The following is a 24,632-nucleotide window of genomic DNA, read 5'->3' on the forward strand; positions in this document are numbered from 1 at the left end:
GTTCCCCCTACCGCGTCCCGCTCTGGTATGACGCCTCGTACGGCAGCGCGAAATGCCGGGTCATCTCCTAGGAGACGACCGGTGCCGTCTCCTGTTCTCCCGCCTTGGCGGGCTTGCGGGTGTGCACCGGCCAGCCGCCCGGCGGGGTCGGCGCGACCGGGCGCCACCAGGGCGCGGTCGGCACGTTTTCCGAGGTGGGTTCGAAGGGTGCACCCGGGATGGGGAGCGCGATCCCGGCGCCCGCCGCTGCCGCCGCTGCCATCGTCCCCTCGCCCGGCTCGGCCCACGGGTGCGGGGCGAGGTTGAAGGTGCCCCAGTGGATCGGGAGCATCACGCCGTGCGGCCGGCCGCCCTGGAGGTCGAGGTGGGCCCGCATGCCTTCGGCCGGAGTCATATGGATGTCCGGCCAGAATTCGCTGTAGGCGCCGATCTGGATCATCGTGGCGTCGAACGGGCCGTGCTCGGCGCCGATGTCCTTGAAGCCCTCGAAGTACCCCGTGTCACCGCTGTGGTACAGCCGGTGCTCGGGGCCGGCGACGGCCCAGGACGCCCAGAGCGTGTGCTGCTGGTTGCGCAGGCCCCGGCCGCAGAAGTGGCGCGCGGGGGTGGCGGTGAGGGTGAGCCCGTTGACCTTCGTCGACTCGTTCCAGTCGAGCTCGTGGACGCGGTCGGCCGGGACGCCCCAGTACTCCAGGTGGGCGCCGACGCCGAGCGGGACCGCGAACACCGTCCCCGTACCCGCGAGGCCGCGGATGGTGGGCAGGTCCAGGTGGTCGTAGTGGTCGTGCGAGATGACCACCACGTCGACGGGGCCGAGCGAGGCCAGCGGGACGGGCACCGGGTGCAGGCGCTTGGGGCCGGCGAAGGCGAAGGGGGAGCAGCGCTCGCCCCACACCGGGTCGAAGAGCACCCGGCGGCCGTCGATCTCGGCCAGGACGCTGGAGTGCCCCATCCAGGTGAGCCGCAGTCCGGTGGCGGGCGGCTTGGCGAGGTCGGCGAGCGTCGTCGCGTGCACCGGGATGTTGCCCACCGGGGCGCGCAGGGCCCGCTGCTCCTTCTCGAAGTAGATCTTGGCGAACTCCAGCATCGAGCCGGACGGCCGCGTCCGCGCGCCCTGAGGGTTCTGGAAGACCCCGTCCGCGAAGTTCGGCGAGCGGCGGATCCGCTCCAGGCGCTCCCCCGCCGGGTCGGCCCCGAACGCGGCGGGGCGCAGCTCGCGCAGCCGGGAGCGGAGTGGGAGCAGAGAACCAGCGCCGGTCACGGCACCTCCTGGGGCTCGGGGGTCGTTCCATTATGTGCGGCGGGTACGACAACGCGGGAACAGCGCCGTTACGCGGCAGCGACCCGCCGGGGACGGCTCAGGCGCGCGGCTGCCCGTAGGCGCGCTCGACCCGCAGCCGGAGCACCACGCGCCGGTCGCGGACCATGGCCCGCCGGTAGTCGTCCCAGTCCGGGTGCTCGCCCTGGACGTCCCGGTACAGCTGGATCAGCTCCTCGACGGTCGCGTCGTGGGGGTCGGCGGCGACCGGGGAGAGGTCGGCCGTGCCCTCGGCCACGGTCCAGGCCCAGCGGTCGGCGCTGGTGACGTGGTAACTGGCGCGCGGGTCGCGGCGCAGGTTCTTCGTCTTGGCCCGGTCGTCGGTGAGGGAGACCTTGATCACGCCCTCGTCCGCGTAGTACGCGTGGTTCACGTTGGACAGCTGCGGCCGCCCGTCGCGCTTGAGGGTGGCGAGGACGCCGCCCTTCTCCGCCGCGACCAGCTTGAGCAGTGCTTCCTCGGGTGCGTCGAATGCCGTCATGGCCACTGGAACAGCGCGACCGCACCTCCGATTCCCACGCCCGCGCGGGTGCGGTGAAGGGGATGTGGGGGATGGCCGATGACCGTGTGATGGACCTGGCAGTGACTATTCGGGGCCGATTGTCGGACCGTGCGCTTAGGCTGGACGCATGTCCACTTCCGCCCACGTCCCTGGTTCCGTACTGCCGGACGCCGAAGCCGCCAACGCGGCGATCCGCGACCTCGTCGACAGCGCGGACCCGGACGGCGGCTGGCCCTCGGAGGAGTACGAGCGGCTGCTCACCCTGTGGGCGGCGGCCACGACCGCCGATCTCGACGAAGCCGCGTAGCCCCCGCCGCCCCCTGGGCGCTGCGACCCGGGCGATAGGCTCGACCTGCACATATGCCCGCGCCGGGCCTGCGGCGCACCCCACAGCGGCCGCCCGCCCGGCCGACCGACACACCGCAGGAGAACGCCCGCCTTGTCCGAGACATCCGAGAACCGCGTACGTGAGCGGACCGACGCGGCGCCCGGTCCGGCGGACGACCGCTCGGATCTGCGGGCCGACTGTGCGAACTGCTTCGGCCTGTGCTGTGTCGCGCTGGCGTTCTCGCGGTCCACGGACTTCGCCGTCGACAAGGCCGCCGGGGACCCCTGCTCCAACCTGGGGCAGGACTTCCGCTGCGGCATCCACGACAAGCTGCGCCCCAAGGGCTTCCAGGGGTGCACGGTGTACGACTGCTTCGGCGCGGGCCAGAAGATCTCCCAGGTCACCTTCGTCGGCCGGAACTGGCGCGAGGCCCCGGACGGGTCGCGGCAGATGTTCGCGGCGCTCCCGGTGATGCGCCAGCTCCACGAGCTGCTCTGGTACCTCGCCGAGGCGAAGGCCCGCCCGGCCGCGCGCCCGGTCCACCAGCAGGTGGCGGCGGCGTACGAGAAGATCGAGCGGCTGACGCTCAGCGACGTGGACACGCTCCTCGGGCTCGACGTCGCCGCGCACCGCGCCGAGGTGAACGCGCTGCTGCTGCGCACCAGTGAGCTGGTACGCGCCGAGGTGCCGGGCAAGAAGAAGGACCGCCGGGGCGCCGATCTGTTCGGGGCCCGGCTCAAGGGCGCCGATCTGCGCGGCGCGGACCTGCGCGGGGCGTACCTCATCGCGGCCGATCTGAGCGGGGCGGATCTGCGGCTCACCGATGTGATCGGCGCGGACTTCCGCGACACCGACCTCTGCGGCGCGGACCTCACCGACTGCCTCTTCCTCACCCAGTCGCAGGTCAACGCGGCGCGGGGCGACGCGGGCACGGTCCTGCCGGCGGGCCTGGAGCGCCCGTCGCACTGGAGCGCCTCGGCCTCACCCGCGCCGTCCGGGCGCAAGGACGCCGCCCCGGCCCCCAAGGGCGGCCCCTCCCGCAAGCCCGGCGCCTCCCGGCGCAGGGGCTCCGGCCCGGCCGGGTCCCGCCGCAAGTAGCCGGCCGCCCGCCCACCTGCGCTCTTGCGCCACCCCACTATGAACCCCGTGTATACACCTCGCGTATAGTCCGGATCATGTTCTGGTCCAGGCCGAAGGGGAGGCGCGTCATGCGCAGCAGCAATTCCGAAGTCCGTCGTGCCCGGGGACGGGCGGCCGCCGCTCTGGTCGCCGTGGCCGCGCTCGGTCTGACGCTGACCGGCTGCTCCGACGGCGCCGTCTCGCCCCGCTCCGCCCGCAGCGACGCGCTCGACAGCAAGGCCGCGGCGGGCGCCGACGCGGGCGGCGCGGCCGGGGTGGACTGCCGCAAGGCCAAGTGCATAGCCCTGACCTTCGACGCCGGGCCGGGCGCGAAGACGCCCCAACTGCTCGACACGCTCAAGGAGAAGAAGGTGCACGCCACCTTCTTCCTGCTGGGCAAGAACCACGTCGAGAAGTACCCCGACACCGTGCGCCGCATCGCCGCCGAGGGCCACGAGGTCGCCAACCACACCTGGTCGCACGAGCGCCTGGACAAGCTGAAGCCCGCCGAGATACGCGCCGAACTCAACCGCACCCAGGAGGCGGTGGCCGCGCTGACCGGCCGCAAGCCGGTCCTGATGCGGCCGCCGCAGGGCCGTACCAACAAGGAAGTCACCAAGGTCAGCAAGGAGCTGGGGCTCTCGCAGATCCTGTGGAGCGCGACCGCCAAGGACTACTCCACCAACGACTCGGCCCTGATCACCGAGCGCATCCTCGACCAGGCCGACCGCGACGGCATCATCCTGCTGCACGACATCTACGACGGGACCGTGCCCGCCGTGCCCGGGATCATCGACGCCCTGAAGGCGCGCGGCTTCACCTTCGTGACCGTGCCCCAGCTGCTCTCCCCCGCCGCCCCGAAGCCCGGCCAGCTCTACCGCCCCTGACGCTCCCGCGCCGCACGTGGACGTCCTCCGCGATTTCGCCCTCAGCATGCAACGGTTCTCATAACCCGTTCCGGCAGGCAGAGTTGCGGCCATGAAGCTGCTGATACTGGGTGGTACGGAATTCGTCGGCCGCGCCGTGGCCGAGGCCGCGGTGGCGCGCGGGCACGAGGTGACGGTCTTCCACCGGGGCCGCCACGAGCCGCCCGCGGGCGTGCGGGCGCTGATCGGCGACCGGACCGCCGAGGGCGGTCTGGCGGCGCTCGCCGACGGGCGGTGGGACGTGGTCGTGGACACCTGGTCGGGGGCGCCCTCGGCGGTGCGCGACGCCGCGCGGCTGCTCGCGCAGGGACGCGTCGCCCGGTACGTGTACGTGTCGAGCCGGTCCGTGTACGAGCACCCGGTCCCGGCCGGGGCCGACGAGGGCGCGACGCCGGTCGACGGCTCCCCCGACGACGGGGACGAGGTGGCCTACGCGCAGGCCAAGCGCGGCGGCGAGCTGGCCGCCGTCCAGGAGTTCGGCCCGGACCGCTCGCTCCTGGTGCGCGCGGGGCTGATCCTCGGCCCGTGGGAGAACATCGGGCGGCTGCCGTGGTGGCTGGGGCGCATGGCGCGCGGCGGCGAGGTGCTCGCGCCGGGGCCGCGCGATCTGCCGGTCCAGTTCATCGACGCCCGGGACCTGGCGGAGTGGATCGTCAGCGCGGCCGACTTCGGGCTCTGCGGCCCGTACAACCTGGTCTCCCCGCCGGACCACACCACCATGGGCGAGCTCCTTGAGGCGTGCGCCCGGGTCACCGGCGGCGGCGCCGAGCTGCGCTGGACGGACCCGGAGCCGATCCTGGCCGCCGGGGTCGAGCCGTGGAACCACCTGCCCGTGTGGATCCCGCCGGGCGAGCTGCACGGCACGATGCACGGCTCGAACGTGTGGAAGGCCGTGCTCTCGGGGCTGCGCTGCCGTCCCGTCGAGGAGACGGTCGCCGACACCTGGGCCTGGCTCCAGTCGATCGGCGGCGAGCCGCCGCAGCGGCCGGACCGCCCCCGGGTCGGCCTCGACCCGGAGACGGAACGCAAGCTGCTGCACGGCTAGGCCGTACGTGCGGCGAGCCACCCGTGCGACGGTCCGTCAGGAGATGGAGCAGAACCTGATGGACCGTCAGAGCGGCAGCAGGTCAGGCCTCTTCGGCTCCACGTGGTCGCCCGAGCTCTCGCCGCGCAGCCGTCGTCCGATCCACGGCACCAGGTGCTCGCGCGCCCAGTGGATGTCGTCGCGCCGCACCTCCAGGGTGCCGCGCGGCGGCAGCGGGGGCCACGACTGGTCCGGGTCGGCCGGGATCGGCAGCCCCAGCACCTGGGCGGCGCGCAGCGCGACCCGGGTGTGCCCCTCCGGCGACAGGTGCAGCCGGTCCTCGTCCCACGCCCGCCTGTCCTGCACGGACTTGAGCGACCACAGGTCGAGCACCGGGCACCCGTAGCGGTCCGCGATGGAGCGCACGTGCGCGGTGTACGTGGCGACCTTGCCCCGCAGATGCTTGAAGACCGGCACCCCGCGCGTGTCGAACCCGGTGGTCACCATGACCGTCGGGATCGCGCTCTTCAGGTCGGCCACGGCGCGCTCGAAGCGCTCGGCCACGTCGTCCGGGTCGCTGCCCGGCCGGATGATGTCGTTGCCGCCCGCGCAGAAGCTCACCAGGTCGGGCGCGAGCTCCTTGGCCCGCGGCACCTGCTCCTCGACGATCTGGTCGAGGAGCCTGCCGCGGACAGCGAGATTGGCGTAGCGAAAGGCCCCCTCCGGTCGCTGGTCTGCCAGTAGCACGGCGAACCGGTCCGCCCAGCCGACGAACGCCCCGTCCGGGCCGGGGTCGCCGACGCCTTCCGTGAAGCTGTCGCCGATCGCCGTGTACGACCCGAACGTACCGCTGTTGAATGATCTCGAATCGTCTGCCACGAGACCATATCTTTCCCTTACGGGTGTGACCTACGCGACCGTAAGGAGGGGTTGACGGTGGGTGATATAGACCACCCGGTCAGATCCCCGCAGCGGGAATACACGCCAATTACGGACGTGGCAACGCCCGTCAGAGGCTCGCGCCCTGCCGACGGAGATAGGCGAGCGGGTCGACGTCCGAGCCGTAGTCGGGCGTGGTGCGGATCTCGAAGTGCAGGTGCGGCCCGGTGACGTTGCCGGTGGCGCCGGAGAGCCCCAGCTGCTGGCCCTCGGCCACGGTCTGCCCGGCCGAGACGGAGAGCTGCGAGAGGTGGGCGTACTGGGAGTACATGCCGTCGGCGTGCCGGATGACCACCTGGTTCCCATATGCGCCGCCCCAGCCGGCCGAGACGACCGTGCCCGCGCCGACGGCCTTCACCGTGGTGCCGGTCTCGGCCGCGAAGTCGACGCCCGTGTGGTAGCCGCTGGACCACATGGATCCGGCCATGCGGTACGGGGTGCCAATGCTCACGCTGTCGAGCGGTGCACTGAAGCCGGAGGCGGAGCCCTGGTTCGCGGTGGTGGACGGGGCGGTGTCGGCGGTGGACGCCTCGGGGGCGGAGGCGGCCCGGGACGACTTCGACGTGCGGGTGGCCGACGCCTTCGTACCGGAGTCGTGCGAGCCGCTCGTCTTGGCGGAGCCGTGCGAGGTGGCGCCGCCCGTGGCCTTCGCGCCGAGGACGAGCTTCATGCCCGGGCGGATCAGCGACGGGTCGGAGCCGACGACCTCACGGTTGTCCTTGTAGAGCCGCTGCCAGCCGCCGAGCCGGTGGTCCTCGGCGATCTGCGACAGACAGTCGCCGCTCTTGACCTTGTACGTGGTGGGCGCGGCCTGCGGGGCGGCGGCCGGAGCGGCGGCGAAGGTGCGGGCGGCCTGCTGCGGGGCGGCGGCGGGGGCGGCGGTCTTCACCGCGGCGTGCGCGCCGGTGGCGCCCAGCAGCGGGATGGCGAGCGCGGCGCCGCCCGTACCGGCGGCGACCATGCCCCGGGATATCGGGCTGGACTTGGGACGGCGGTGCTTACCCTTCGCGGGCATGGCGGATTCCTCTCCGGCGCCTGCGAGGTGAGCTGTCGGGTTCGGGCTGGAGCTGCCCGGCCGGGCACCGCGTGCGGTGCTCCGGCTTCACCCCGAGCCGTGCCGGAACTCCGGACGGCGCTTACCTGGGTCCCCCGCTCCTGCCACACGTGGATGGGTGCGGATTCCGAGCGGTGGCAGGATTCGGCGGTCCACCCGGATTGCGGTGACCGTAAGCGAGCCCGGCGGGCCACGACAAGTGCCCATTCGCCTTCGGCATTCCCGGCCGGGAATTCAGCCGGGAATTGCGGTCACCCTGCGTCGACCGGAATTCCCAACACGCCCCGCCGCACGGGGGAATTCATTCGGGGCCGCCACCACGGAACGTCACGGATATGACGCTGCTCACGGGCAACTTCCTTTTCCCGTCGGAGAGATGGACAGGCATCATCAAATCGCCCAATCCGGGCGAAAGCTCCAACCCATTCACCCCTTCACGCCACTTATCGCCCCACTCTGTCCAGTTTCGGTCAGTGCATCCCGATAGGGCTCCTTCCCTCACCAAGAGCGCGAATTCCTTATGCCGGGTGCGCGCCCAGCCGCCGGAAACGGAACACCGCCGCATCAAGATCGCCCCGCAGCCCGGTGTCCAGACCCCGGTGCAGCAATACCGCTCCCCTGTGTACGGCCCCGGTGTCCAGGCACCGATAGGCCGCCGCCGGGTCCAGGCCGCGCAACCGCACGGCCTGGGGCCGCTCCCCGTAGTGCTGGGCCTGGAGGTGGGCGAGGACCACGATGTCGTCGCCGCGCACGTATTGGACGGCGCTGAGCCCGCCGCGCGGCGGCCGCAGCCGGTACTGGGCCCCGAGCTGCACCACCGGCCGGATCGCCTTGTACAGCTCCACCCACCCGCGCGCCTCGGCCAGTTCGGCCTCGCTCCACCGGGTGAGGTCCCCGCCGATGCCGAGCACCCCGGCCATCGCGCTCACGAAGCGGAAGCGCAGGCTGCTGCGGCGGCCGTTGAGCTGGGTGTTGGGGCTGTCGGTGACCCAGGCGGCCATCACCCGGGCCGGGTGCAGCTGGCTGAAGCCGTCCTGGATGGCGAGCCGGTCCAGCGGGTCGGTGTTGTCGGAGGTCCATACCTGGTCCGTACGGGAGAGGATGCCGAGGTCGATCCGGCCGCCGCCGCCCGAGCAGGACTCGAAGTCGACCGAGGGGTGCGCGGCCCGCAGCCGGTCCAACAGGCCGTACAGCGCCTGGACATGCTCGATCCAGAGCTTCTGCGGATACTCCTCGCCGGGCCAGCCCGCGTCGGTGAAGCAGCGGTTGAAGTCCCACTTCACATAGTCGACGGGCGCGCTCGAAAGGAGCCCGTCCAACTGCTCCCAGAGGTACTCCTGGACGTCCGGGCGGGCGAGGTTGAGCACCAGCTGGTTGCGGAACTCGGTGCGCCGGCGTCCGCTCTGGTGCTGCGCCCACTCCGGGTGCGCCCGGTAGAGCGCGCTGTCGGGGTTGACCATCTCCGGCTCGACCCAGATCCCGAACCGCATGCCCAGCGCGTGCACCTCGTCCGCGAGCGGCTTGAGGCCGCCGGGGAAGCGGTCGGCGTTGGGCGTCCAGTCGCCGAGCCCGGCCGCGTCGTGGGTGCGCTCCCCGAACCAGCCGTCGTCGATGACGAACAGTTCGACGCCCATCGCGGCCGCCCGGTGCGCGAGCGCCCGCTGCTGCGGCTCGGAGATGGCGAACCCGGTGGCCTCCCAGGAGTTGAAGAGCACCGGCCGCACCCGCTCGGCGCCCGGGATCACCCGGGCCAGCTGCCAGGCGTGCCACTCCCTGCTGGCCCCGCCGAAGCCGTCCGGGCTCCACAGCCCGGCGAAGACCGGAGTGGTGTACGACGCGCCGGGCGCCAGCGACAGCAACCCGGAGTCGTCGTACCCGGCGCCGCCGCTGATCTGCACCCGGCCGTCCGGCAGGTGCTGTACGGCGATGCGCCAGGACCCGGACCAGCCGAGCGCGCACCCGTACACCTCGCCGCCCTCCTCGGTGGCGGCGCCCTCGGCGTCCAGGGCGACCCAGGGCAGGTGCTGGTGGCCGGTGTGGCCGCGGCGGCTGCCGAGCACCTTGTCGCCGGGCGTGAGCTCGGCCCGTACGAGCCGGGACTCGGCCGCCCAGCGGCCGTGCAGCTGGCCGAGCCGCCAGCCGTCGCGCAGCGGCAGCGTCCACACGGCGGCGTCGGCCCGCAGCAGCTCCAGGTCCGGGTCCCCGGCCGCGCCCTCGTGGGCGACAGTCGCCCAGCGCTCGACGACGTCGGCGTCGTCGCGCATCCGGTAGTGCAGGGTGAGCCCAAGGCGGTGCACGGCGTCGGTGAAGCGCAGCCGCAGCTCGTCGCCGTCGACCGCGGAGCCTGCGAAGGTCCACTCGGTGCCGCGCGTCTGTGGGGTGCGCACGGAGAGCGTGGGGCGCGCGAAACGGGGCCCGCCCTCCACCACGTACTCCTCTTGACCATCCAGTGGTGACTCGAAGGGCCAGTGGGGCGGGAGGGGCTGGGCTGCCAGTGCCTCGGCGTCGGCGAGGGCCAGCCGCGGGCCCCAGTGCAGGTGCAGGAGTTCCCCGTGGTCCGTGAGGTGCAGCGCATAACCACTGGTGCGGCCGGAGAGCAGCCACACCCGTCCGCCGTCCGCGGTCTCGATCATCCCCGACCCCCAGTTCCGCACAGGTACGCACAGGCACGAACACCACCATCAGCATCGGGGTGCCGCACCCGTGAGGGCAACGGGTGCGCGGGGGTCGCCTTCCGGTCCGGCCGTCGAGATGATTGCCCCGGGAACCCATGTCGTATCGTCGGATCGAGGCGGCGTGATCTTTTTTTCGAACCACATCAGGAGCCAACGTGACGCAGCAGACTCCGCAGATCCCTTCGACCGAACCCGAGCTCTCCGGGGTGCGCAACTTCCGTGATGTGGGCGGACTGCCGACCGTGGACGGCCGCCGGCTGCGGCACGGACGGCTCTTCCGCAGCGGCCACCTGGCACACGCGACCGAGCAGGACGCGGCCTTCCTCGCCACCCTGGGGCTGCACACCATCTTCGACTTCCGCAACGCGGCGGACCAGAGGCTGGAGGGCCCGGACGTGGACCTGCCGGGGGTGCGCAATGTGAACATACCGCTGACGGACCCCGCCGACGGGGCCGAGTTCTGGAAGATGGTCCGCGACGGCGACATCAACCAGCTGCGGTCGGTCCTGTCCGACGGCCGGGGCGCCGACCGGATGGCCCGCTCGTACCGGACGATCATCCGCGAGCGCACGGCCGAGCACAGCCGGGTGCTGCACGCGCTCGCCGAGGACAGCGTCCCGGCCCTGATGCACTGCGCGGCGGGCAAGGACCGCGCGGGCCTGTCGATCGCGGTGTCGCTGCTGGCGGTGGGCGTCGAGCGGGAGGCCATCGAGGCGGACTACCTGAAGTCCAACGACCCGCACCGCCGCTACAAGATGCACCGCAGCGACACCTCGGCGGCCGGGCTGAACGCGGAGATCGTGGAGCTGCTCAACCCCCTCTTCGACGCCCGCGCGAGCTATCTGCACGCGGCCTTCGACACGATCGAGGAGACCTGGGGCAGCACGGACCGGTACCTGACCGAGGGCCTGGGCCTGACGGAGGAGACGCGCGAGCGGCTCAAGGACCGCCTGGTCGAGGACGCCGCGTAAGCCGTGCGACGTCTCACTTGCCCACCGTGAACAGGAGGTAGAGGAAGGCCGCGAAGATGTGGCCCGCGATCAAGTAGGCGAAGAGCCGGATCACGAGGCCCCGGGGGAACTTCGTCTCCTGGGTGCTCTCGCCGGACCGTCCCTGGTTCTGCGACATGTCGTACCTCTCAGCCGTGCGGGTGGTGCGGATGCGGATCGGGGCTCTGGAGCAGGGTGTGGACGAACAGGAACGCGGCCCCGCCGTGCGAGACGGCGGAGATCCGGTGCGGGGTGAGCGAGTCGAAGTGCGCGCTGTCGCCGGGGTCGAGCTCGTGCGTGGCGTCGCCGAGGGTGAGCCGCAGCCGCCCGGACAGGACGTGGAGCCACTCCTCGCCCGGGTGGACGCGGACGAGCTCGCGCTGGGTGCCGTACGGGACCTCCACCCGCAGGGCCTGCATGGCCCGGCCCGGGTGGCCCGCCCGGTGGTAGGTCCAGCCGTCGGCCTCGGCGGGCTCGGCGCGGCCGCCCCGGATGACGGGTTCGCGCTCGGGCGGCATCTCGCCGAGCAGCTCGGAGACCGTCGTACCGTAGGTACGGGCGAGCGCGAGCAGCATCGGCAGCGAGGGCTGGCGGGCGCCCGTCTCCAGCCGGGAGAGGTGCGCCGGCGAAAGCCCGGCCCGCGGGGCGGCGGCCTCCAGGGTGAGACCCCGGCGGCGCCGCAGGTCGCGCAGGCGCGGGGCGACATCGGGGAGCGCGGGGCCGGCCGGCTCCCCGGCGCCTTCGGCGGGAGTGCTCATGCACTCCATTCAGTCAGCGGGTTGCCTCTGGGGCAAATTTTTTGCCCCAGAGGCAAAACCCCTACCGGTTGGCGACCGCCTGCTTGACCAGGGTCTTGCCGAAGTCCCACATCAGGCCTCCCCCGCCGTGCGCGTCGTCCATCACGGCGGTGAACGCCTCCACGAACCGGTCCACCTCGCGCTCGCCGATCGTCAGCGGCGGGATCAGCTTGATCACCTCCAGGTGGTCGCCGGAGACCTGGGTGAGGATGCGGTGCTTCTGGAGCAGCGGCACCACGACCATCTGCGCGAACAGTCCCTTGCGGGCGGTCTGGAGCATCGTCCAGCGGCCGCGCAGCCGCATCGAGGAGGGCTTGCCGAACTCGATGCCGACCATCAGCCCGCGCCCGCGCACGTCGTGCAGCAGCTCGTAGCGGTCGACCAGCGCGGCCAGCCGGGACCTGAGGAGTTCGCCGGTGACGCGCGCGTTGGCGACGACCTCCTCGTCCTCCATCACCGAGAGCACCGCGAGGCCCGCCGCCATCGCCTGGGCGTTGGAGCCGAAGCTGGCGGAGTGGACCAGGACGCGGTCCATCGACGAGTAGACCTTCTTGAAGATCCACTCCTTGCCGAGGGTCGCGCCGACCGGCACATAGCCGCCGGAGAGCGCCTTGGCGACACAGACCAGGTCCGGCTCGACGCCCTCGTCGTGCTGGTACGCGTAGAAGTCGCCGGTCCTGCCGAGCCCGGTCTGCACCTCGTCCGCGATCAGCAGCGCCTTGTGCTTGTGGAGCAGCTCCTGCGCGGCGAGCAGATAGCCGGGCGGGGCCTCGTGGACGCCCTTGCCCTGGATCGGCTCGACGATCAGCGCGGCCACGTCCCCGCGCTTCAACTCCCGCTCCAGGGCGGCGAGATCGCCGAGCGGGACCGCCGTGTCGGGCAGCAGCGGGGCGAAGCCGTCGCGGAAGCCCGACTCGCCGTTGACCGAGAGCGAGCCGGTGGTCAGCCCGTGGAAGGCGTGCGCGCAGTACAGGACCCTGGGGCGGCCGGTGGCGTACCGGGCGAACTTCAGGGCGGTCTCCACCGCTTCCGTACCGCTGTTGCCGAAGAACACCCGGTCCAGGTGCGGGCTGTGGGCGAGCAGCTTCTCGGCGAGCAGGCCGGGCAGCGGCTGGCAGTCGAAGCGGGTGAGGTCCGCGAGCGAGGCGTCCAGCACGTCGTGGAGCGCCTTGCGTACGACGGGGTGGTGGCGGCCCAGGCCCATCACCCCGAAGCCGGCGAGCATGTCCAGGTAGTCCTGGCCGTCCGCGTCCCAGAAGTACGCGCCCTCGGCCCGCTCGTAGACCTTGTCGAAGCCGATGGTGTGCAGCATGCGCGGCAGCTGGTGGTTGAGGTATTTCGTGTGCAGCTCGTAGCGCTCGGCCCCGCGCTCGGCGAGGAGCCGGGCCAGGTCGAAGCCCTTGGGTTCGCCGTCGGTCATGCGTCGTTCTCCTTCTCGGCCGCCGCGGCGGCGTCCTGGCGCGCCGCCAGCGCGGCGCTGATCCGTCCCGCGATCTCCACCGGGGTGAGCCCGATGTCGGCGAGGACCTCGGCGCGCTTGGCGTGCGCGAGGAACTGCTCGGGGATGCCGAAGGTGCGCAGCGGGGTGTCCACCCCGACGTCCCGCAGCGCCTGCCCGACGGCCCAGCCGACGCCGCCGGTACGGCTGTTGTCCTCCACGACCGCGACCAGCGCGTGCCGCTCGGCCAGCGGCGCCAGCTGCGCGTCGACGGGCTTGACCCAGCGGGGGTCCACCACCGTGCACCGGATGCCGCGCCCGGCGAGCAGGTCGGCGGCCTGGAGGCAGACCGGCGCGAGCACCCCGACCGCCACGAGCAGCACCTCGGCGTCCTCGTCGCGGCGCAGCACGTCGATGGAGCCGGTGCGCTCCAGCGCGGGGATGTCGGGGCCCACCGACTCCTTGGGGAAGCGGAGCACCGTCGGGGCGTCGTCGACCTCGACCGCCTCGCGCAGCTGGGCCCGCAGCTGCGCCGCGTCACGCGGGGCGGCGATCCGCAGCCCGGGCACGACCTGGAGGACGGAGAGGTCCCACATGCCGTTGTGCGAGGCGCCGTCGACCCCGGTGATCCCGGCCCGGTCCAGCACGAACGTCACTCCGCACCTGTGCAGGGCGACGTCCATCAGGACCTGGTCGAAGGCGCGGTTGAGGAAGGTGGCGTAGACGGCGACGACGGGGTGCAGTCCGCCGGTGGCGAGCCCGGCCGCCGAGACGGCCGCGTGCTGCTCGGCTATCCCCACGTCCCAGACCCGGTCGGGGAAGCGCGCGGCGAACTCGGTGAGCCCGGTGGGGTGGAGCATCGCGGCGGTGATCGCCACGATGTCCGGCCGCTCCTCGCCGAGCGCGGCCAGCTCCTTGCCGAACACCGAGGTCCAGGACGGGCCGTTGGACGGCGTCAGCGGTTCGCAGGTGAGCGGGTCCATCGCGCCGACCGCGTGGAAGCGGTCGGCCTCGTCGTCCAGGGCGGGCTGGTAGCCGCGCCCCTTCTCGGTGAGGCAGTGCACGAGGACGGGGCCGTGGAAGCGCTTGGCGCGCCGCAGCGCCGACTCGACGGCCTCGATGTCGTGCCCGTCGATGGGCCCCACGTACTTCAGCCCCAGGTCCTCGAACATGCCCTGCGGCGCGAACGCGTCCTTGAACCCCTTCTTGGCGCCGTGCAGCGACTCGTACAGCGGCCGCCCCACCACCGGCGTCTGCTGGAGCACCTGCTTGCCCCAGGCCAGGAACCGCTCGTACCCGTCGGTGGTGCGCAGGGTGGCCAGATGGTTGGCGAGGCCGCCGATGGTGGGGCCGTAGGAGCGCTCGTTGTCGTTGACGACGATGATCAGCGGCCGGTCCCGGGCGGCCGCGATGTTGTTGAGGGCCTCCCAGGCCATGCCGCCGGTGAGCGCGCCGTCGCCGATGACCGCGACGACATGGGCGTCCCTCTTCAGGATGGTGTTGGCCTTGGCGAGCCCGTCGGCCCAGCCGAGCACGGTCGAGGCGTGCGAGTTCTCGATGACGTCGTGCTCGGACTCGGCGCGCGAGGGGTAGCCGGAGAGCCCGCCCTTGGAGCGCAGCTTGGAGAAGTCCTGGCGCCCGGTGAGCAGTTTGTGTACGTAGCTCTGGTGCCCGGTGTCCCACAGAATGCGGTCGACCGGTGAGTCGAAGGTCCGGTGGAGGGCGATGGAGAGCTCCACCACCCCCAGATTGGGCCCGAGATGGCCCCCGGTCCGCGCCACCGCGTGGATCAGGAACTCCCTGATCTCCTGGGACAGCGCGGTGAGTTGGGCGCCGTCCAGCGCCTTGAGGTCGTGCGGCCCCCGAACATTCTCCAAGATCGTCACGCTGGAGCCCCCTTCGGATCCCGTTCAGCTCTCGGTGGTGCCGGTCAGCCCCGTGCGGTGACGCTCGGGACGCCGGAGGCGACGCCCTCCCCCTTCATCTCCTGGGCGATCTTCATCGCCTCGTCGATCAGCGTCTCGACGATCTTCGACTCGGGCACCGTCTTGATGACCTCACCCTTCACGAAGATCTGCCCCTTGCCGTTGCCCGAGGCGACACCCAGATCCGCCTCACGCGCCTCACCCGGCCCGTTCACCACACACCCCATCACCGCGACCCGCAAAGGCACCTCCATGCCCTCCAGACCCGCCGTGACCTCCTCAGCCAGCTTGTACACATCCACCTGCGCCCGCCCACACGACGGACACGACACGATCTCCAGACGACGCTGACGCAGATTCAACGACTCCAGAATCTGCATCCCCACCTTGATCTCCTCCGCCGGCGGCGCCGACAGCGAGACCCGGATCGTGTCCCCGATCCCCTGACTCAGCAACGCCCCAAAAGCCACCGCCGACTTGATCGTGCCCTGGAACGCCGGACCCGCCTCCGTCACACCCAGGTGCAGCGGATAGTCACACCGCGCGGCCAGCTGCCGGTACGCCTCGACCATGACCACCGGGTCGTTGTGCTTCACCGAGATCTTGATGTCCCGGAAGTCGTGCTCCTCGAACAGCGACGCCTCCCACAGCGCCGACTCCACCAGCGCCTCGGGCGTGGCCTTCCCGTACTTCCTCAGCAACCGCGCATCCAGCGACCCCGCGTTCACCCCGATACGAATCGGCGTCCCCGCATCCTTCGCCGCCCGCGCGATCTCCTTCACCTTGTCGTCGAACTGCTTGATATTGCCCGGATTCACCCGCACCGCCGCACACCCGGCATCAATCGCCGCGAACACGTACTTCGGCTGGAAATGAATATCCGCGATCACCGGAATCTGCGACTTCTTCGCAATCGTCGCCAGCGCATCCGCGTCATCCTGCGTCGGACACGCCACCCGCACGATCTGACAGCCCGACGCCGTCAACTCCGCGATCTGCTGAAGCGTCGCACCGATGTCCGACGTACGCGTCGTCGTCATCGACTGCACCGAAACAGGAGCGTCCCCGCCGATGGCCACCGACCCGACCTGGATGCGCCGCGAGGGGCGGCGCATCGCCAGCGGCCGGGCCGGCAGCGCGGGGAGACCCAGGGAGACGGGCTCTCCGGTCCTCATCACGTCACCCGCGGTTTCCCTGCACGGTCTCGCGGACCGCGCGCAGCGACTCCTTGAGCGACCCCATGGTCGCGAGGACGGCGGTGGGCTCGTAGCCGCAGTGCGCCATGCAGTTGGCGCATCGGTCGTCCTTGCCCCGGCCGTACTTGTCCCAGTCGGTCTCCTCGACGAGCTGCCGGTACGTCGGTACGTACCCGTCGCTCATCAGGTAGCAGGGCCGCTGCCAGCCGAAGAGCGAGTAGTTGGGGATCGCCCAGGCCGTGCACGGGAAGTCCGCCTTGCCCTCCAGGAAGTCCAGGAAGAGCGGGGAGTGGTTGAGCCGCCAGCGGCGCCGGTTGCCGCCGGAGAACGCCTTCTTGAAGAGCTCGCGGGTCTGCTCGACGCCCAGGAAGTGCTCCTGGTCGGGTGCCTTCTCGTAGGCGTACGCGGGCGAGATCATCATCTCGTCGACCTGGAGGTCGTCGTTGAGGAAGTTGAGCACCTCGATGATCGTCTGCGGGGTGTCGGTGTTGAAGAAGGTGGAGTTGGTGGTGACCCGGAAGCCGCGGCGCTTGGCCTCCTTGATCGCCGCCACCGCCTCGTCGAACACGCCCTCCTTCGCCACCGACTCGTCGTGCCGCTCGCGCAGCCCGTCGATGTGCACGGCGAACGCGAAGTACGGGGACGGGGTGAACTTCTCCAGCTTCTTGCGCAGCAGCAGGGCGTTGGTGCAGAGGAAGACGTACTTCTTCCTCGCCACCAACTGGCGCACGATCTCGTCGATCTGAGGATGCATCAGGGGCTCGCCGCCCGCGATGGAGACCATCGGGGCGCCCGACTCCAGGACGGCGCCCACGGCCTGGGCCACCGGCATGCGCTGCTTCAGGATCCCGGCCGGATGCTGGATCTTCCCGCAGCCCTCGCACTTCAGATTGCACGCGAAGAGCGGCTCCAGCTCGACGATCAGCGGGAACTTCTCACGCTTGCGGAGCTTCTGTTCAAAAAGATAGGTCCCGACCCTGATGGACTGGCGAAGCGGCATGGCCATCTGGCTCACCTCCTGGGGAGCGGCAAAGAACGGTGCCATTCAAAGAAAGCGGGAAGGACGGCACGAAGAACGCGGAAAGCAGATATTCCACCGCGTACCGTGCCGATCCGGACGAGTTCATGTTCTGGAGCGTCCACGACCACCCGTACGGCCGCAACCGGACGCTCTCCGGCCCCGACGGCGCTCCACAGCGTCGCCGCGGACTCCATGTCCACGGCGATCGCCCCGGTCGCGCGCAGCTCGGCCCGTTCGTGACCACGCACCACGTGGTCGGAGCCGGTGAGCGGACCGGTGTGCACGGTGCGGCCGGGCAGCGCCGCGGTCAGCGCCTTGGCCAGCACCTCCGTACCCACGCAGGCGGTGGTGCCGCGCGGGTCGCGGGTCTCCGAGGCGACGACCAGGTCCCCGGGGTGCATCCCGGGGGCCAGGCCGGCGCAGAACCCGGAGGCGATCACGGCCGCCTCCCGGTTGGCCGAGGTGCCCAGGCCGCGCAGCACGGCCCGCTCGGCGGCTCTGGGGCCCATGCCGCTGCGCAGCACGGTGACCACCTGGCCGGGTGTCCGGCCCCGGCCGCCGCTGCGCAGCGCCAGCTCCTCGATGGTGAGCGCGCAGGCGACCAGCAGCGGCACGGGCTCGGGGAGGGCGGGGAGTGCGTCCATCACTTCCCCTTGTGGCCGTTGGGGGAGAACGGTTCTCCATGGACGTAGCGGCCGAGCGCGGTGAGCGGGAACACCTGGCGGTAGAGGTGGTAGTTGATCGAGAAGTCCCAGGGGAACCCGGTGCCGGTGAAGTACGGCTCGTCCCAGGAGCCGTCCGCCAGCTGGGTCCCGGCGAGCCAGGCCACGCCCCGCTCGACCGCCTTGCCGTCCCGCTCCCCCGCCGCCAGCAGCGCGAGCAGCGCCCAGGCGGTCTGGGAGGCGGTCGAGGCGCCGTGCCCGATCCACTCCTCCTCCCGGTAGGAGCGCAGGTCCTCGCCCCAGCCGCCGTCCTCGTTCTGCACCGACTCCAGCCAGCCGACGGCCCGGCGGATCGCCGGGTGCGAGGCGGGCAGGCCGGCGGCCGTCAGCGCCGGCACCACCGAGCCGGTGCCGTAGACGTAGTTGACGCCCCAGCGCCCGAACCAGGCGCCGCTCGCCTCCTGTTCGGCGAGCAGCCACTCGATGCCCCGACGGGCGCGCGGCTCGTGGGCCCGGCCCTCGACCGCCAGCATCTCAAGCACGTGCGCGGTGACGTCGGCCGACGGCGGGTCGATGACCTCGCCGAAGTCGCAGAACGGCAGCCGGTTGGGGAACGGGCTGGTGTTGTCGGCGTCGAAGGCGCCCCACGCCCCGTTCCTCGACTGCATGCCCAGCGTCCAGCGCGCGGCCCGGCCGATCGCGCCCTCGACCCGCTCGGGGTCGGGGTGGCGCACCCGGCGCAGCGCGAGGATCACCTCGGCGGTGTCGTCGATGTCCGGGTAGTTGTCGTTGTGGAACTCGAACGCCCAGCCGCCCGGCGGCAGTTGGGGCTTCTTCACCGCCCAGTCGCCCGGCCGGACGATCTCCTCGCCGAGCATCCAGTCGACGGCCTTGACCAGGGCCGGGTGGTCGGCGGGCAGCCCTCCGTCGGCGAGCGCGATGGTGGCCAGGCAGGTGTCCCACACCGGGGACTGGCAGGCCTCGATCATCCGGGCGCCGTCCTCGCGCCAGACCGCGAACCGGTCGAGGGATTCGAGCCCGGCCCGCATCACCGGGTGCTGGAGGTCGTAGCCGAGCAGGTGCAGGGCGATCACCGAGTAGACCGCGGGCGGCTGGATGCCGCCCCAGCAGCCGTCGTTCTCCTGGCGCTCGACGATCCAGCGGGCGGCGGTGTTCATCGCGGCGCGGCGCAGCCTGCGCGGGGCGAGGCGGTGGTAGACGTGCAGCGCCTTGTCGAGCCGCTGGAAGGCGCCGTCCCAGCTCGCGGCCGGGGCGAGCTTCTTGGCGGGGTTGGGGTCGCGCGCGTCGGTGTGCAGCTCGTCGAGCGCGAAGGGCGCGGGCCGCACCGGCCGCTTGGCGGAGACCACCGTGAGCGGCACGATCGTCTGCCGGGCCCAGCAGCCGAAGTCGTAGATGTTCAGCGGGAACCACTTGGGCAGGAAGATCAGCTCCGGCGGCAGCTCCGGCAGGTCGTCCCACTTCCACCAGCCGAACAGGGCCAGCCAGATCCGGGTGAAGACCCGGCAGGCGGCGATGCCGCCCTGGCTCCTGACCCACGCCGAGGCCCGCGCCATGTGCGGGTCGTCCGGCCGGTCCCCGGCGAGCCGCAGCGCCACGTACGCCTCGACGGTGGCGGACAGCTCGGAGGGGCCGCCGTAGAAGGTGGCCCAGGTGCCGTCGTCGCACTGCTCGCCCCGGATGAAGAGCGCGGCCGCCTGGACGGTCTTCTCGTCCTGGATCCCGAGGAACTGACGGAGCAGCAGGTCCTCGGCGTCCATGGTGACGTTGGTCTCCAGGTCGCCCTTCCACCAGCCGAGGGCGTCCTGCCTGCCCAGCAGGTGCTCGACCGCGCGGTCCGCCGCCCGCCGGGCGGCGTCGAGCACCTCGTCCGCGCCGGGCGGTGCGGTCGGTCCGCTGGCCGCGGCGGCCGGGGGCCGCGGGGCCCCGGCGCTTCCGTCGGTCGTCGCTGTCATGGCTTCCCCTTAATGCAAGTGCAGTGGTCCTTCTGCTGTGCTGGGGTCTCCGTCGGACGCGGCCCCCTGGCGGGCCCGCTCCGGCGACGTCGCGTCATATGCGAATGGTGATCATCTCTTCCGTACGACCACGAAGTCGGCCAGCGCGGTCAGCTGCGCCCGCACCCGCTCGGGCATGTCGACGGCTCCCAGTGCCTCGATCGCCACGGCGTGCTGCCTGCGGGCCTCCTGCGAGGTCCACTCGCGGCCGCCCGCCTCCTCGATGAGCGCGGCCCGGGTGGCGAACTCCTCCTCGGAGAAGGTGTCGAAGTCGTTGCTCTTGGCGTCGGCGGCGAGCAGCTCGCCCAGCCGCTCGGAGGCCGGGCCGCCGGCCGCGAGCGCGGCCACCACCGGCAGGGACTTCTTGCGCTGGCGCAGGTCGCTCCAGGTCTGCTTGCCGGTGGCCTCCGGGTCGCCCCAGATGCCGAGCAGGTCGTCGACGGCCTGGAAGGCGAGGCCGAGGTGGTAGCCGTACGCCTCAAGGGTGTCGGCGGTCTTGTCGTCGGCGCCGCCGAGCACCGCGCCGATGGAGCAGGCGCAGGCGAGCAGGGCGCCCGTCTTGTTGCCCTCCATCTCCAGGCACTCCTCGACGGTGACCCGCTCGCGGTGCTCGTACGAGATGTCCTGGGCCTGGCCGTCGATGAGCTTGCGGCTGGCGGTGGTCAGCCGGCGCGTGGCGCGCCCCGCCTCGACCGTGCCGAGCTCCAGCAGGACCTCGTTGGCCAGCGCGAACAGCGCGTCGCCGACGAGGATGGCCTGCGCCGGGCCGTGCACCTTCCACACCGTGTCCCGGTGGCGGCGCTGCTCGTCGCCGTCCATCAGGTCGTCGTGGAGCAGCGAGAAGTTGTGGACGAGCTCGACCGCGACCGCGCCGGGCACGCCGACCTCGGGCCGGGCCCCGGCCGCCTCGGCGGACAGGAGCGCGAGCGCGGGCCGCACCGCCTTGCCGCCGTCGCCGTCCGCCGGGTTGCCCTGGGCGTCGATCCACCCGAAGTGGTAGGCCGCGACGGTGTCCATGGGGGCCGCGAGCCGGTCCACGGCCGTGCGCAGCACCGGTGTGGACAGCGTCCGCCCGCGCTCCAGAAGCGCGGCGACGTCCACGGTGTCGACAGCCGAGTTCGCCGAAGGCACAGTCGGCACAGTCTCTCCTCTTGTTCCAGTGCTGCTAAGGGTCATGCCGCCTCCTGAAGCGGGTGGGCGTGAGAGCGGCCGAGTACGGCGAGAGCCGCGCCCGCGGCGCTGAATCCGCTGCGTACGGCGCTCTCCATCGTCGCGGGCCAGCCGGTGGCGGTCCACGCGCCCGCCAGGTACAGGCCGGGCGCATTGGTGCGCGCGCCCGGCCGCAGCCGTCCCACGCCGGGGGTGGGGGCGAACGTCGCTGTCCGCTCCCGGGTCACGAAGAAGTCCCGTACGCCCGCGCCGCGCGCGGCGGGCAGCAGCCGTTCGAGCTCGGGCAGGTAGCGCGCGCGCAGCGCGGCCACCGGCTCGTCGATCTCGTCCTCGGCGGCCGACTGGGACACCGCCAGGTACTGGCAGCCCTGCCCGCCGGGAGAGTCCGCGAGGCCCGACGACTCGGTGCGGTCGAAGACCCACTGCACGGGCGAGCCGAGGGCGGCGAAGAAGGGCTGCCGCAGCACCTTGCGGTCGTAGACGACGTGCAGGTTGAGGATGGGCGCGGTGCCGATGTCGAGCAGCTTGCCCGGGTCGTCGAGCGCGCCCTGGGGCAGCAGGTCGTGCGCCTCGCGCTGCGGGACGGCCAGGACGACCACCTCGGCGTCCAGCGTCTCGCCGCCCGCCTCGACCCGCCAGGCGCCGCTCTCGGTACGGGACAGCGAGTCCGCCTTGGTACGGGTCTCCACCCGCACCCCGGCGGAGGCGAGCGCCTTGCGGGCCAGCGTGTCGTGGAGCTCGCCCAGCGGTACGTGCGCCCAGCCGATGTCGGCCGCGCCCGGCTCGGAGAGCAGACCGGTCTTGAAGACCATCGCGGCGAGCCCCAGGGAGGCGTACGGCGCGGTCGCGTTCAGGGTCGCCACGCCGACCAGGTCCCACAGGGCCTCGACGGTGCGGGCGGACTGGCCGTGGCGGCCGAGCCAGGTCGCGAAGTCCACCCCGTCGAGCGCCGGGTCGGCCGGGTCCAGGCGCTTGAGCGCGAGTGCGGCACGCCCGACCGAGGCCCGCTCGGCGAGCGAGAGGTGCGGATAGGTGGCGAGGCTCCTGGCCAGGTGGAGCGGTACGGGCAGGGCGCTGCGGCGCAGTCGGCCGAGCCGGGGCCCGCCGGGGTGGGCGACGTCCAGGACGGGCACGTCGAGGCGGTCCTGGAGGGGCGCCAGGTGCGTACCGCCGACCCGGTCGAGGAACCAGCCGTAGGCCGTGCAGCAGCGCAGATAGACGTGCTGGCCGTTGTCGACGGTGAGCTCGCCGCGCCGGAAGGAGAAGGCGAGGCCGCCGAGGCGCGGGCGGCCCTCGATCAGGGTCACCCCGAGGCCGGCGTCGGCCAGTTCGAGCGCGGCGGTGATTCCGGCCAGGCCTCCGCCGACGACCACCGCGCGTTCGGGCTGCGGGGCTGTCATGCGCCCTCCCCTCCGGCCGTGCCGGTGTCGTGCGCACGCCCGGCCGTCGCAGTCAGGGACGCCCCGGCCGGAGCGAGGGTTGCACACCCTCCGCGCGTAATGCTCCTCGGCCGCACGTCCAGGTGCCCATGGGCCATCAGGCGCGCCTCCTGGCGGTCTGCCGGGAGACGGTACGGGTGTCGAGCCCCGACAGTCCGCGTACCGCCACGTACGCCTTCTCCCGGCCGGGCAGCGAGACCCGGCCGCGCAGCACGGCTTCCGGGTCGCGCTCGATGCGGTCGAGCAGCCGGCGGTAGATTCCGGCCATCGCGGCGACGCAGGCGCCGCTGCGCCGGTCGAGCATGGGCAGCAGCCGGTAGCCCTCGGCGAACAGGGCCCGGGCGCGGCGCACTTCGAAGTGGACCAGGCCCGCGAAGTCGGAGCCGGCGGGCGGCACCGGGGTGTGGAAGCCCGCGGCGCACCCGAACTTCGCCAGGTCGTCGGCGGGCAGATAGGTGCGCCCGTTGCCCGCGTCCTCGCGAACGTCCCTGAGGATGTTGGTGAGTTGCAGCGCGAGACCCAGCGTGTCGGCGTACTCGGCGGCGCGTTCGGTGCCCGGTGCGCCCGGTTGTGTACCGAACACGCCCAGCGAGAGTCTGCCGATGGCACCCGCGACACACCGGCAGTAGACCTTCAGGTCGTCCCAGGTCTCATAGGTCTCGCCGTGCACGTCCATCAGGACGCCGTCGATGAGCTCGTCGAGCCCGTCCAGCGGGATCGGGAAGCGGCGCGCCGCGTCCGCGAGCGCCACGGCCACCGGGTCGGTGTCGTCCTCCTCGACCGCGCCCTCGGCGACCCGGCCGAGCAGCGCGCGGGTGTCCTCCAGGCGCTGCTTCTTGGCCTCGGCGGGCAGGGCGCCGTCGCCGATGTCGTCGACGCGCCGCGAGAACGCGTAGAGCGCGGACATCGCCTGGCGCTTGTCGGTCGGCAGCAGCCTGATGCCGTACGCGAAATTGCGCGCCTGCTGTCCGGTCACCGCCTCGCAGTAGCTGTACGCGGCCTGTACCGGCGCGGACACGTGTGCGTGTGGATCCACGGTCCGGCTCACCCCTCTCTACGCGCTCTACGCAACACGGCTCCCACTTCGCGCAGCAAACTGGACTTGGTGGGCTTGGGAGGTCCAGGGAGTACGTCGTGGCCGGCGGCAGCGACCGCGTCGAGCGCGGCGCGTCCCCCGGCCACGAATCCGGCCAGCAGCAGTCTGAGTCTGCCGTGGACGCTACCCACCAGGGGGGTGCCTTCATTCAGCAGCTGCGCGGCGCGTTCCGCCTCGAACGCGACCAGGGCGCGCACCGACGCGCCCCCGCGCGGCGCGGCCAGATCGGCCTCCGTGACGTGGAACCGCTTCATGTCCTCGGCGGGCAGGTAGATGCGGTTCCGGCCGAGGTCCTCGGTGACGTCCTGGAGGTGTTCGACGATCTGGAGCGCCGTGCAGACGGCGTCCGAGCGGCGGACCCGCTCGGGGCTCTCGGTGCCGGTGACCGCCAGCACCAGGCGCCCCACGGGATTGGCGGACAGCTCGCAGTACGCGACCAGGTCGTCGTAGGTCTCGTACCGCCCGACCCGCTGGTCCTGCCGGTTCGCCGCGATCAGGCCGAGGAACGGATCGGGAGTGAGCGAGCGGCGGCGGACGGTGGGCTGCAGGGCCTTGAGCAGCGGATGGTGCGGGGTGGAGTCGAAGACGCGGCGCAGATCGGCCTCGAAGGCGTCGAGCATCACGAGCCGGTCGTCCGCGTCGGCGCGGGCCACGCCCAGGTGCCGGGCGTCGGCGCCGCCGGGTGCGAGGTCGCCGTCGCCGATGTCGTCGACCAGGCGGGCGTAGCCGTACACCGCCATCAGGTCTTCGCGCCAGGCGCGCGGCAGAAAGAAGGGGGCCACCGGGAAGTTCTCCTCCGTGGCCTTGTCGAGCGTGGTGCGCGAGGGGGAGTCGGTGCGCACGTCCCGGACACCTGTCACCGGGGGCCGCCCGGTACGGGAACGGCGGAAGTCTCTCGTAGCTGGAGATTTCCCGTAGCCATTGCCGTCACATCTCCCGTTCTACACCGCCGACCCAAAACATCCCATTTCGGACACGCCGCCGAGCCTCCCGAGTGGAGGA

Annotated in this window: 22 protein-coding genes and 1 riboswitch; of the genes, 5 read left to right on the forward strand and 17 right to left on the reverse strand. The window is 72.0% G+C overall.

Annotation, left to right across the window (positions count from 1 at the left end; all coding sequences use genetic code 11):
* Positions 1-67 precede the first annotated feature (67 nt).
* Together QIY60_RS00340 and QIY60_RS00345 are read right to left on the reverse strand one after the other, a co-directional pair.
* Positions 68-1,261 carry an MBL fold metallo-hydrolase gene (locus tag QIY60_RS00340; protein ID WP_283140524.1) on the reverse strand — a complete coding sequence of 398 codons (1,194 nt, stop codon included), beginning with the start codon at positions 1,259-1,261 and terminating at the stop codon, positions 68-70.
* A gap of 97 nt (positions 1,262-1,358) precedes the next feature.
* Entirely contained in the window at positions 1,359-1,799 is a 441-nt protein-coding gene (locus tag QIY60_RS00345) for a PPOX class F420-dependent oxidoreductase (RefSeq protein WP_283140525.1), read from the reverse strand.
* 148 nt (positions 1,800-1,947) lie between these two features.
* Between QIY60_RS00345 and QIY60_RS00350 the strand changes: the two genes are divergently transcribed.
* The 4 genes from QIY60_RS00350 to QIY60_RS00365 all read left to right on the forward strand — a co-directional run bounded on the left by QIY60_RS00350 (position 1,948) and on the right by QIY60_RS00365 (position 5,238).
* Positions 1,948-2,127, forward strand: a complete 180-nt coding sequence (locus QIY60_RS00350) for a hypothetical protein (protein WP_266985691.1) — start codon at positions 1,948-1,950, stop codon at positions 2,125-2,127.
* A gap of 207 nt (positions 2,128-2,334) precedes the next feature.
* Positions 2,335-3,246, forward strand: coding sequence for a pentapeptide repeat-containing protein (locus QIY60_RS00355; RefSeq protein WP_283145772.1), 912 nt, complete (start codon positions 2,335-2,337; stop codon positions 3,244-3,246).
* Between the two features lie 110 nt (positions 3,247-3,356).
* Positions 3,357-4,154, forward strand: coding sequence for a polysaccharide deacetylase family protein (locus tag QIY60_RS00360; RefSeq protein ID WP_283140526.1), 798 nt, complete (start codon positions 3,357-3,359; stop codon positions 4,152-4,154).
* Positions 4,155-4,245: 91 nt separating this feature from the next.
* Entirely contained in the window at positions 4,246-5,238 is a 993-nt protein-coding gene (locus QIY60_RS00365; protein ID WP_283140527.1) for an NAD-dependent epimerase/dehydratase family protein, read from the forward strand.
* A gap of 66 nt (positions 5,239-5,304) precedes the next feature.
* Here QIY60_RS00365 and QIY60_RS00370 read toward each other — a convergent pair whose 3' ends face one another.
* The 3 genes from QIY60_RS00370 to QIY60_RS00380 all read right to left on the reverse strand — a co-directional run bounded on the left by QIY60_RS00370 (position 5,305) and on the right by QIY60_RS00380 (position 9,843).
* The gene (locus tag QIY60_RS00370) at positions 5,305-6,096 is read right to left on the reverse strand and encodes an SGNH/GDSL hydrolase family protein (protein ID WP_283140528.1); all 792 of its coding nucleotides are present in this window, start codon (positions 6,094-6,096) and stop codon (positions 5,305-5,307) included.
* A 130-nt stretch (positions 6,097-6,226) separates the two neighbouring features.
* Positions 6,227-7,171 (reverse strand): M23 family metallopeptidase, encoded by a 945-nt coding sequence (locus tag QIY60_RS00375; protein ID WP_283140529.1) that lies wholly within the window; start codon positions 7,169-7,171, stop codon positions 6,227-6,229.
* A gap of 4 nt (positions 7,172-7,175) precedes the next feature.
* Positions 7,176-7,341: riboswitch (cyclic di-AMP (ydaO/yuaA leader) on the reverse strand.
* A gap of 387 nt (positions 7,342-7,728) precedes the next feature.
* Entirely contained in the window at positions 7,729-9,843 is a 2,115-nt protein-coding gene (locus QIY60_RS00380; RefSeq protein WP_283140530.1) for an alpha-galactosidase, read from the reverse strand.
* Positions 9,844-10,040: 197 nt separating this feature from the next.
* On the opposite strand from QIY60_RS00380, the gene QIY60_RS00385 reads away from it, so the two are divergent.
* The gene (locus QIY60_RS00385; RefSeq protein ID WP_283140531.1) at positions 10,041-10,856 is read left to right on the forward strand and encodes a tyrosine-protein phosphatase; all 816 of its coding nucleotides are present in this window, start codon (positions 10,041-10,043) and stop codon (positions 10,854-10,856) included.
* Positions 10,857-10,869: 13 nt separating this feature from the next.
* Here QIY60_RS00385 and QIY60_RS00390 read toward each other — a convergent pair whose 3' ends face one another.
* The 12 genes from QIY60_RS00390 to hpnC all read right to left on the reverse strand — a co-directional run bounded on the left by QIY60_RS00390 (position 10,870) and on the right by hpnC (position 24,472).
* Entirely contained in the window at positions 10,870-11,013 is a 144-nt protein-coding gene (locus QIY60_RS00390; RefSeq protein ID WP_283140532.1) for a DUF6126 family protein, read from the reverse strand.
* Between the two features lie 10 nt (positions 11,014-11,023).
* The gene (locus QIY60_RS00395) at positions 11,024-11,632 is read right to left on the reverse strand and encodes a helix-turn-helix domain-containing protein (RefSeq protein WP_266985676.1); all 609 of its coding nucleotides are present in this window, start codon (positions 11,630-11,632) and stop codon (positions 11,024-11,026) included.
* A 61-nt stretch (positions 11,633-11,693) separates the two neighbouring features.
* Positions 11,694-13,091 (reverse strand): aspartate aminotransferase family protein, encoded by a 1,398-nt coding sequence (locus QIY60_RS00400; protein ID WP_283140533.1) that lies wholly within the window; start codon positions 13,089-13,091, stop codon positions 11,694-11,696.
* A complete protein-coding gene (gene dxs, locus QIY60_RS00405) occupies positions 13,088-14,995 on the reverse strand; it encodes a 1-deoxy-D-xylulose-5-phosphate synthase (RefSeq protein ID WP_283140534.1) in 1,908 nt (635 codons plus the stop codon). Before dxs ends, QIY60_RS00400 begins: the two co-directional genes overlap by 4 nt.
* 44 nt (positions 14,996-15,039) lie before the next feature.
* Entirely contained in the window at positions 15,040-16,209 is a 1,170-nt protein-coding gene (gene ispG / locus QIY60_RS00410; protein WP_283140535.1) for a flavodoxin-dependent (E)-4-hydroxy-3-methylbut-2-enyl-diphosphate synthase, read from the reverse strand.
* A gap of 4 nt (positions 16,210-16,213) precedes the next feature.
* Entirely contained in the window at positions 16,214-17,236 is a 1,023-nt protein-coding gene (hpnH, locus tag QIY60_RS00415; RefSeq protein ID WP_283140536.1) for an adenosyl-hopene transferase HpnH, read from the reverse strand.
* A gap of 5 nt (positions 17,237-17,241) precedes the next feature.
* Positions 17,242-17,895, reverse strand: coding sequence for a 1-hydroxy-2-methyl-2-butenyl 4-diphosphate reductase (locus tag QIY60_RS00420; protein ID WP_283140537.1), 654 nt, complete (start codon positions 17,893-17,895; stop codon positions 17,242-17,244).
* Positions 17,895-19,886, reverse strand: coding sequence for a squalene--hopene cyclase (gene shc, locus QIY60_RS00425; RefSeq protein WP_283140538.1), 1,992 nt, complete (start codon positions 19,884-19,886; stop codon positions 17,895-17,897). The genes QIY60_RS00420 and shc overlap by 1 nt, the downstream gene beginning before the upstream one ends.
* A 111-nt stretch (positions 19,887-19,997) precedes the next feature.
* Positions 19,998-21,101 carry a polyprenyl synthetase family protein gene (locus QIY60_RS00430; protein ID WP_283140539.1) on the reverse strand — a complete coding sequence of 368 codons (1,104 nt, stop codon included), beginning with the start codon at positions 21,099-21,101 and terminating at the stop codon, positions 19,998-20,000.
* Positions 21,098-22,495: a hydroxysqualene dehydroxylase HpnE gene (hpnE, locus tag QIY60_RS00435; protein WP_283140540.1), complete on the reverse strand. Its 1,398-nt coding sequence runs from the start codon at positions 22,493-22,495 to the stop codon at positions 21,098-21,100. Before hpnE ends, QIY60_RS00430 begins: the two co-directional genes overlap by 4 nt.
* A gap of 136 nt (positions 22,496-22,631) precedes the next feature.
* Positions 22,632-23,582 carry a presqualene diphosphate synthase HpnD gene (gene hpnD / locus QIY60_RS00440; protein ID WP_283140541.1) on the reverse strand — a complete coding sequence of 317 codons (951 nt, stop codon included), beginning with the start codon at positions 23,580-23,582 and terminating at the stop codon, positions 22,632-22,634.
* Positions 23,579-24,472, reverse strand: coding sequence for a squalene synthase HpnC (hpnC, locus tag QIY60_RS00445; protein WP_283140542.1), 894 nt, complete (start codon positions 24,470-24,472; stop codon positions 23,579-23,581). Before hpnC ends, hpnD begins: the two co-directional genes overlap by 4 nt.
* Positions 24,473-24,632 lie beyond the last annotated feature (160 nt).

This window comes from Streptomyces sp. BPTC-684, assembly GCF_030028635.1.
GTDB classification, from domain to species: Bacteria; Actinomycetota; Actinomycetes; order Streptomycetales; family Streptomycetaceae; genus Streptomyces; species Streptomyces noboritoensis.

Coding starts and splice junctions, on each gene's coding strand:
- QIY60_RS00400 (WP_283140533.1), bottom strand. CDS start 13,091: ATGACCGACGGCGAACCCAAGGGCTTCGACCTGGCCCGGCTCCTCGCC.
- hpnH (WP_283140536.1), bottom strand. CDS start 17,236: ATGGCCATGCCGCTTCGCCAGTCCATCAGGGTCGGGACCTATCTTTTT.
- QIY60_RS00395 (WP_266985676.1), bottom strand. CDS start 11,632: ATGAGCACTCCCGCCGAAGGCGCCGGGGAGCCGGCCGGCCCCGCGCTC.
- QIY60_RS00420 (WP_283140537.1), bottom strand. CDS start 17,895: ATGGACGCACTCCCCGCCCTCCCCGAGCCCGTGCCGCTGCTGGTCGCC.
- QIY60_RS00360 (WP_283140526.1), top strand. CDS start 3,357: ATGCGCAGCAGCAATTCCGAAGTCCGTCGTGCCCGGGGACGGGCGGCC.
- QIY60_RS00380 (WP_283140530.1), bottom strand. CDS start 9,843: ATGATCGAGACCGCGGACGGCGGACGGGTGTGGCTGCTCTCCGGCCGC.
- QIY60_RS00430 (WP_283140539.1), bottom strand. CDS start 21,101: ATGACCCTTAGCAGCACTGGAACAAGAGGAGAGACTGTGCCGACTGTG.
- QIY60_RS00375 (WP_283140529.1), bottom strand. CDS start 7,171: ATGCCCGCGAAGGGTAAGCACCGCCGTCCCAAGTCCAGCCCGATATCC.
- QIY60_RS00365 (WP_283140527.1), top strand. CDS start 4,246: ATGAAGCTGCTGATACTGGGTGGTACGGAATTCGTCGGCCGCGCCGTG.
- hpnE (WP_283140540.1), bottom strand. CDS start 22,495: ATGACAGCCCCGCAGCCCGAACGCGCGGTGGTCGTCGGCGGAGGCCTG.
- shc (WP_283140538.1), bottom strand. CDS start 19,886: ATGACAGCGACGACCGACGGAAGCGCCGGGGCCCCGCGGCCCCCGGCC.
- QIY60_RS00350 (WP_266985691.1), top strand. CDS start 1,948: ATGTCCACTTCCGCCCACGTCCCTGGTTCCGTACTGCCGGACGCCGAA.
- ispG (WP_283140535.1), bottom strand. CDS start 16,209: ATGAGGACCGGAGAGCCCGTCTCCCTGGGTCTCCCCGCGCTGCCGGCC.
- QIY60_RS00345 (WP_283140525.1), bottom strand. CDS start 1,799: ATGACGGCATTCGACGCACCCGAGGAAGCACTGCTCAAGCTGGTCGCG.
- QIY60_RS00390 (WP_283140532.1), bottom strand. CDS start 11,013: ATGTCGCAGAACCAGGGACGGTCCGGCGAGAGCACCCAGGAGACGAAG.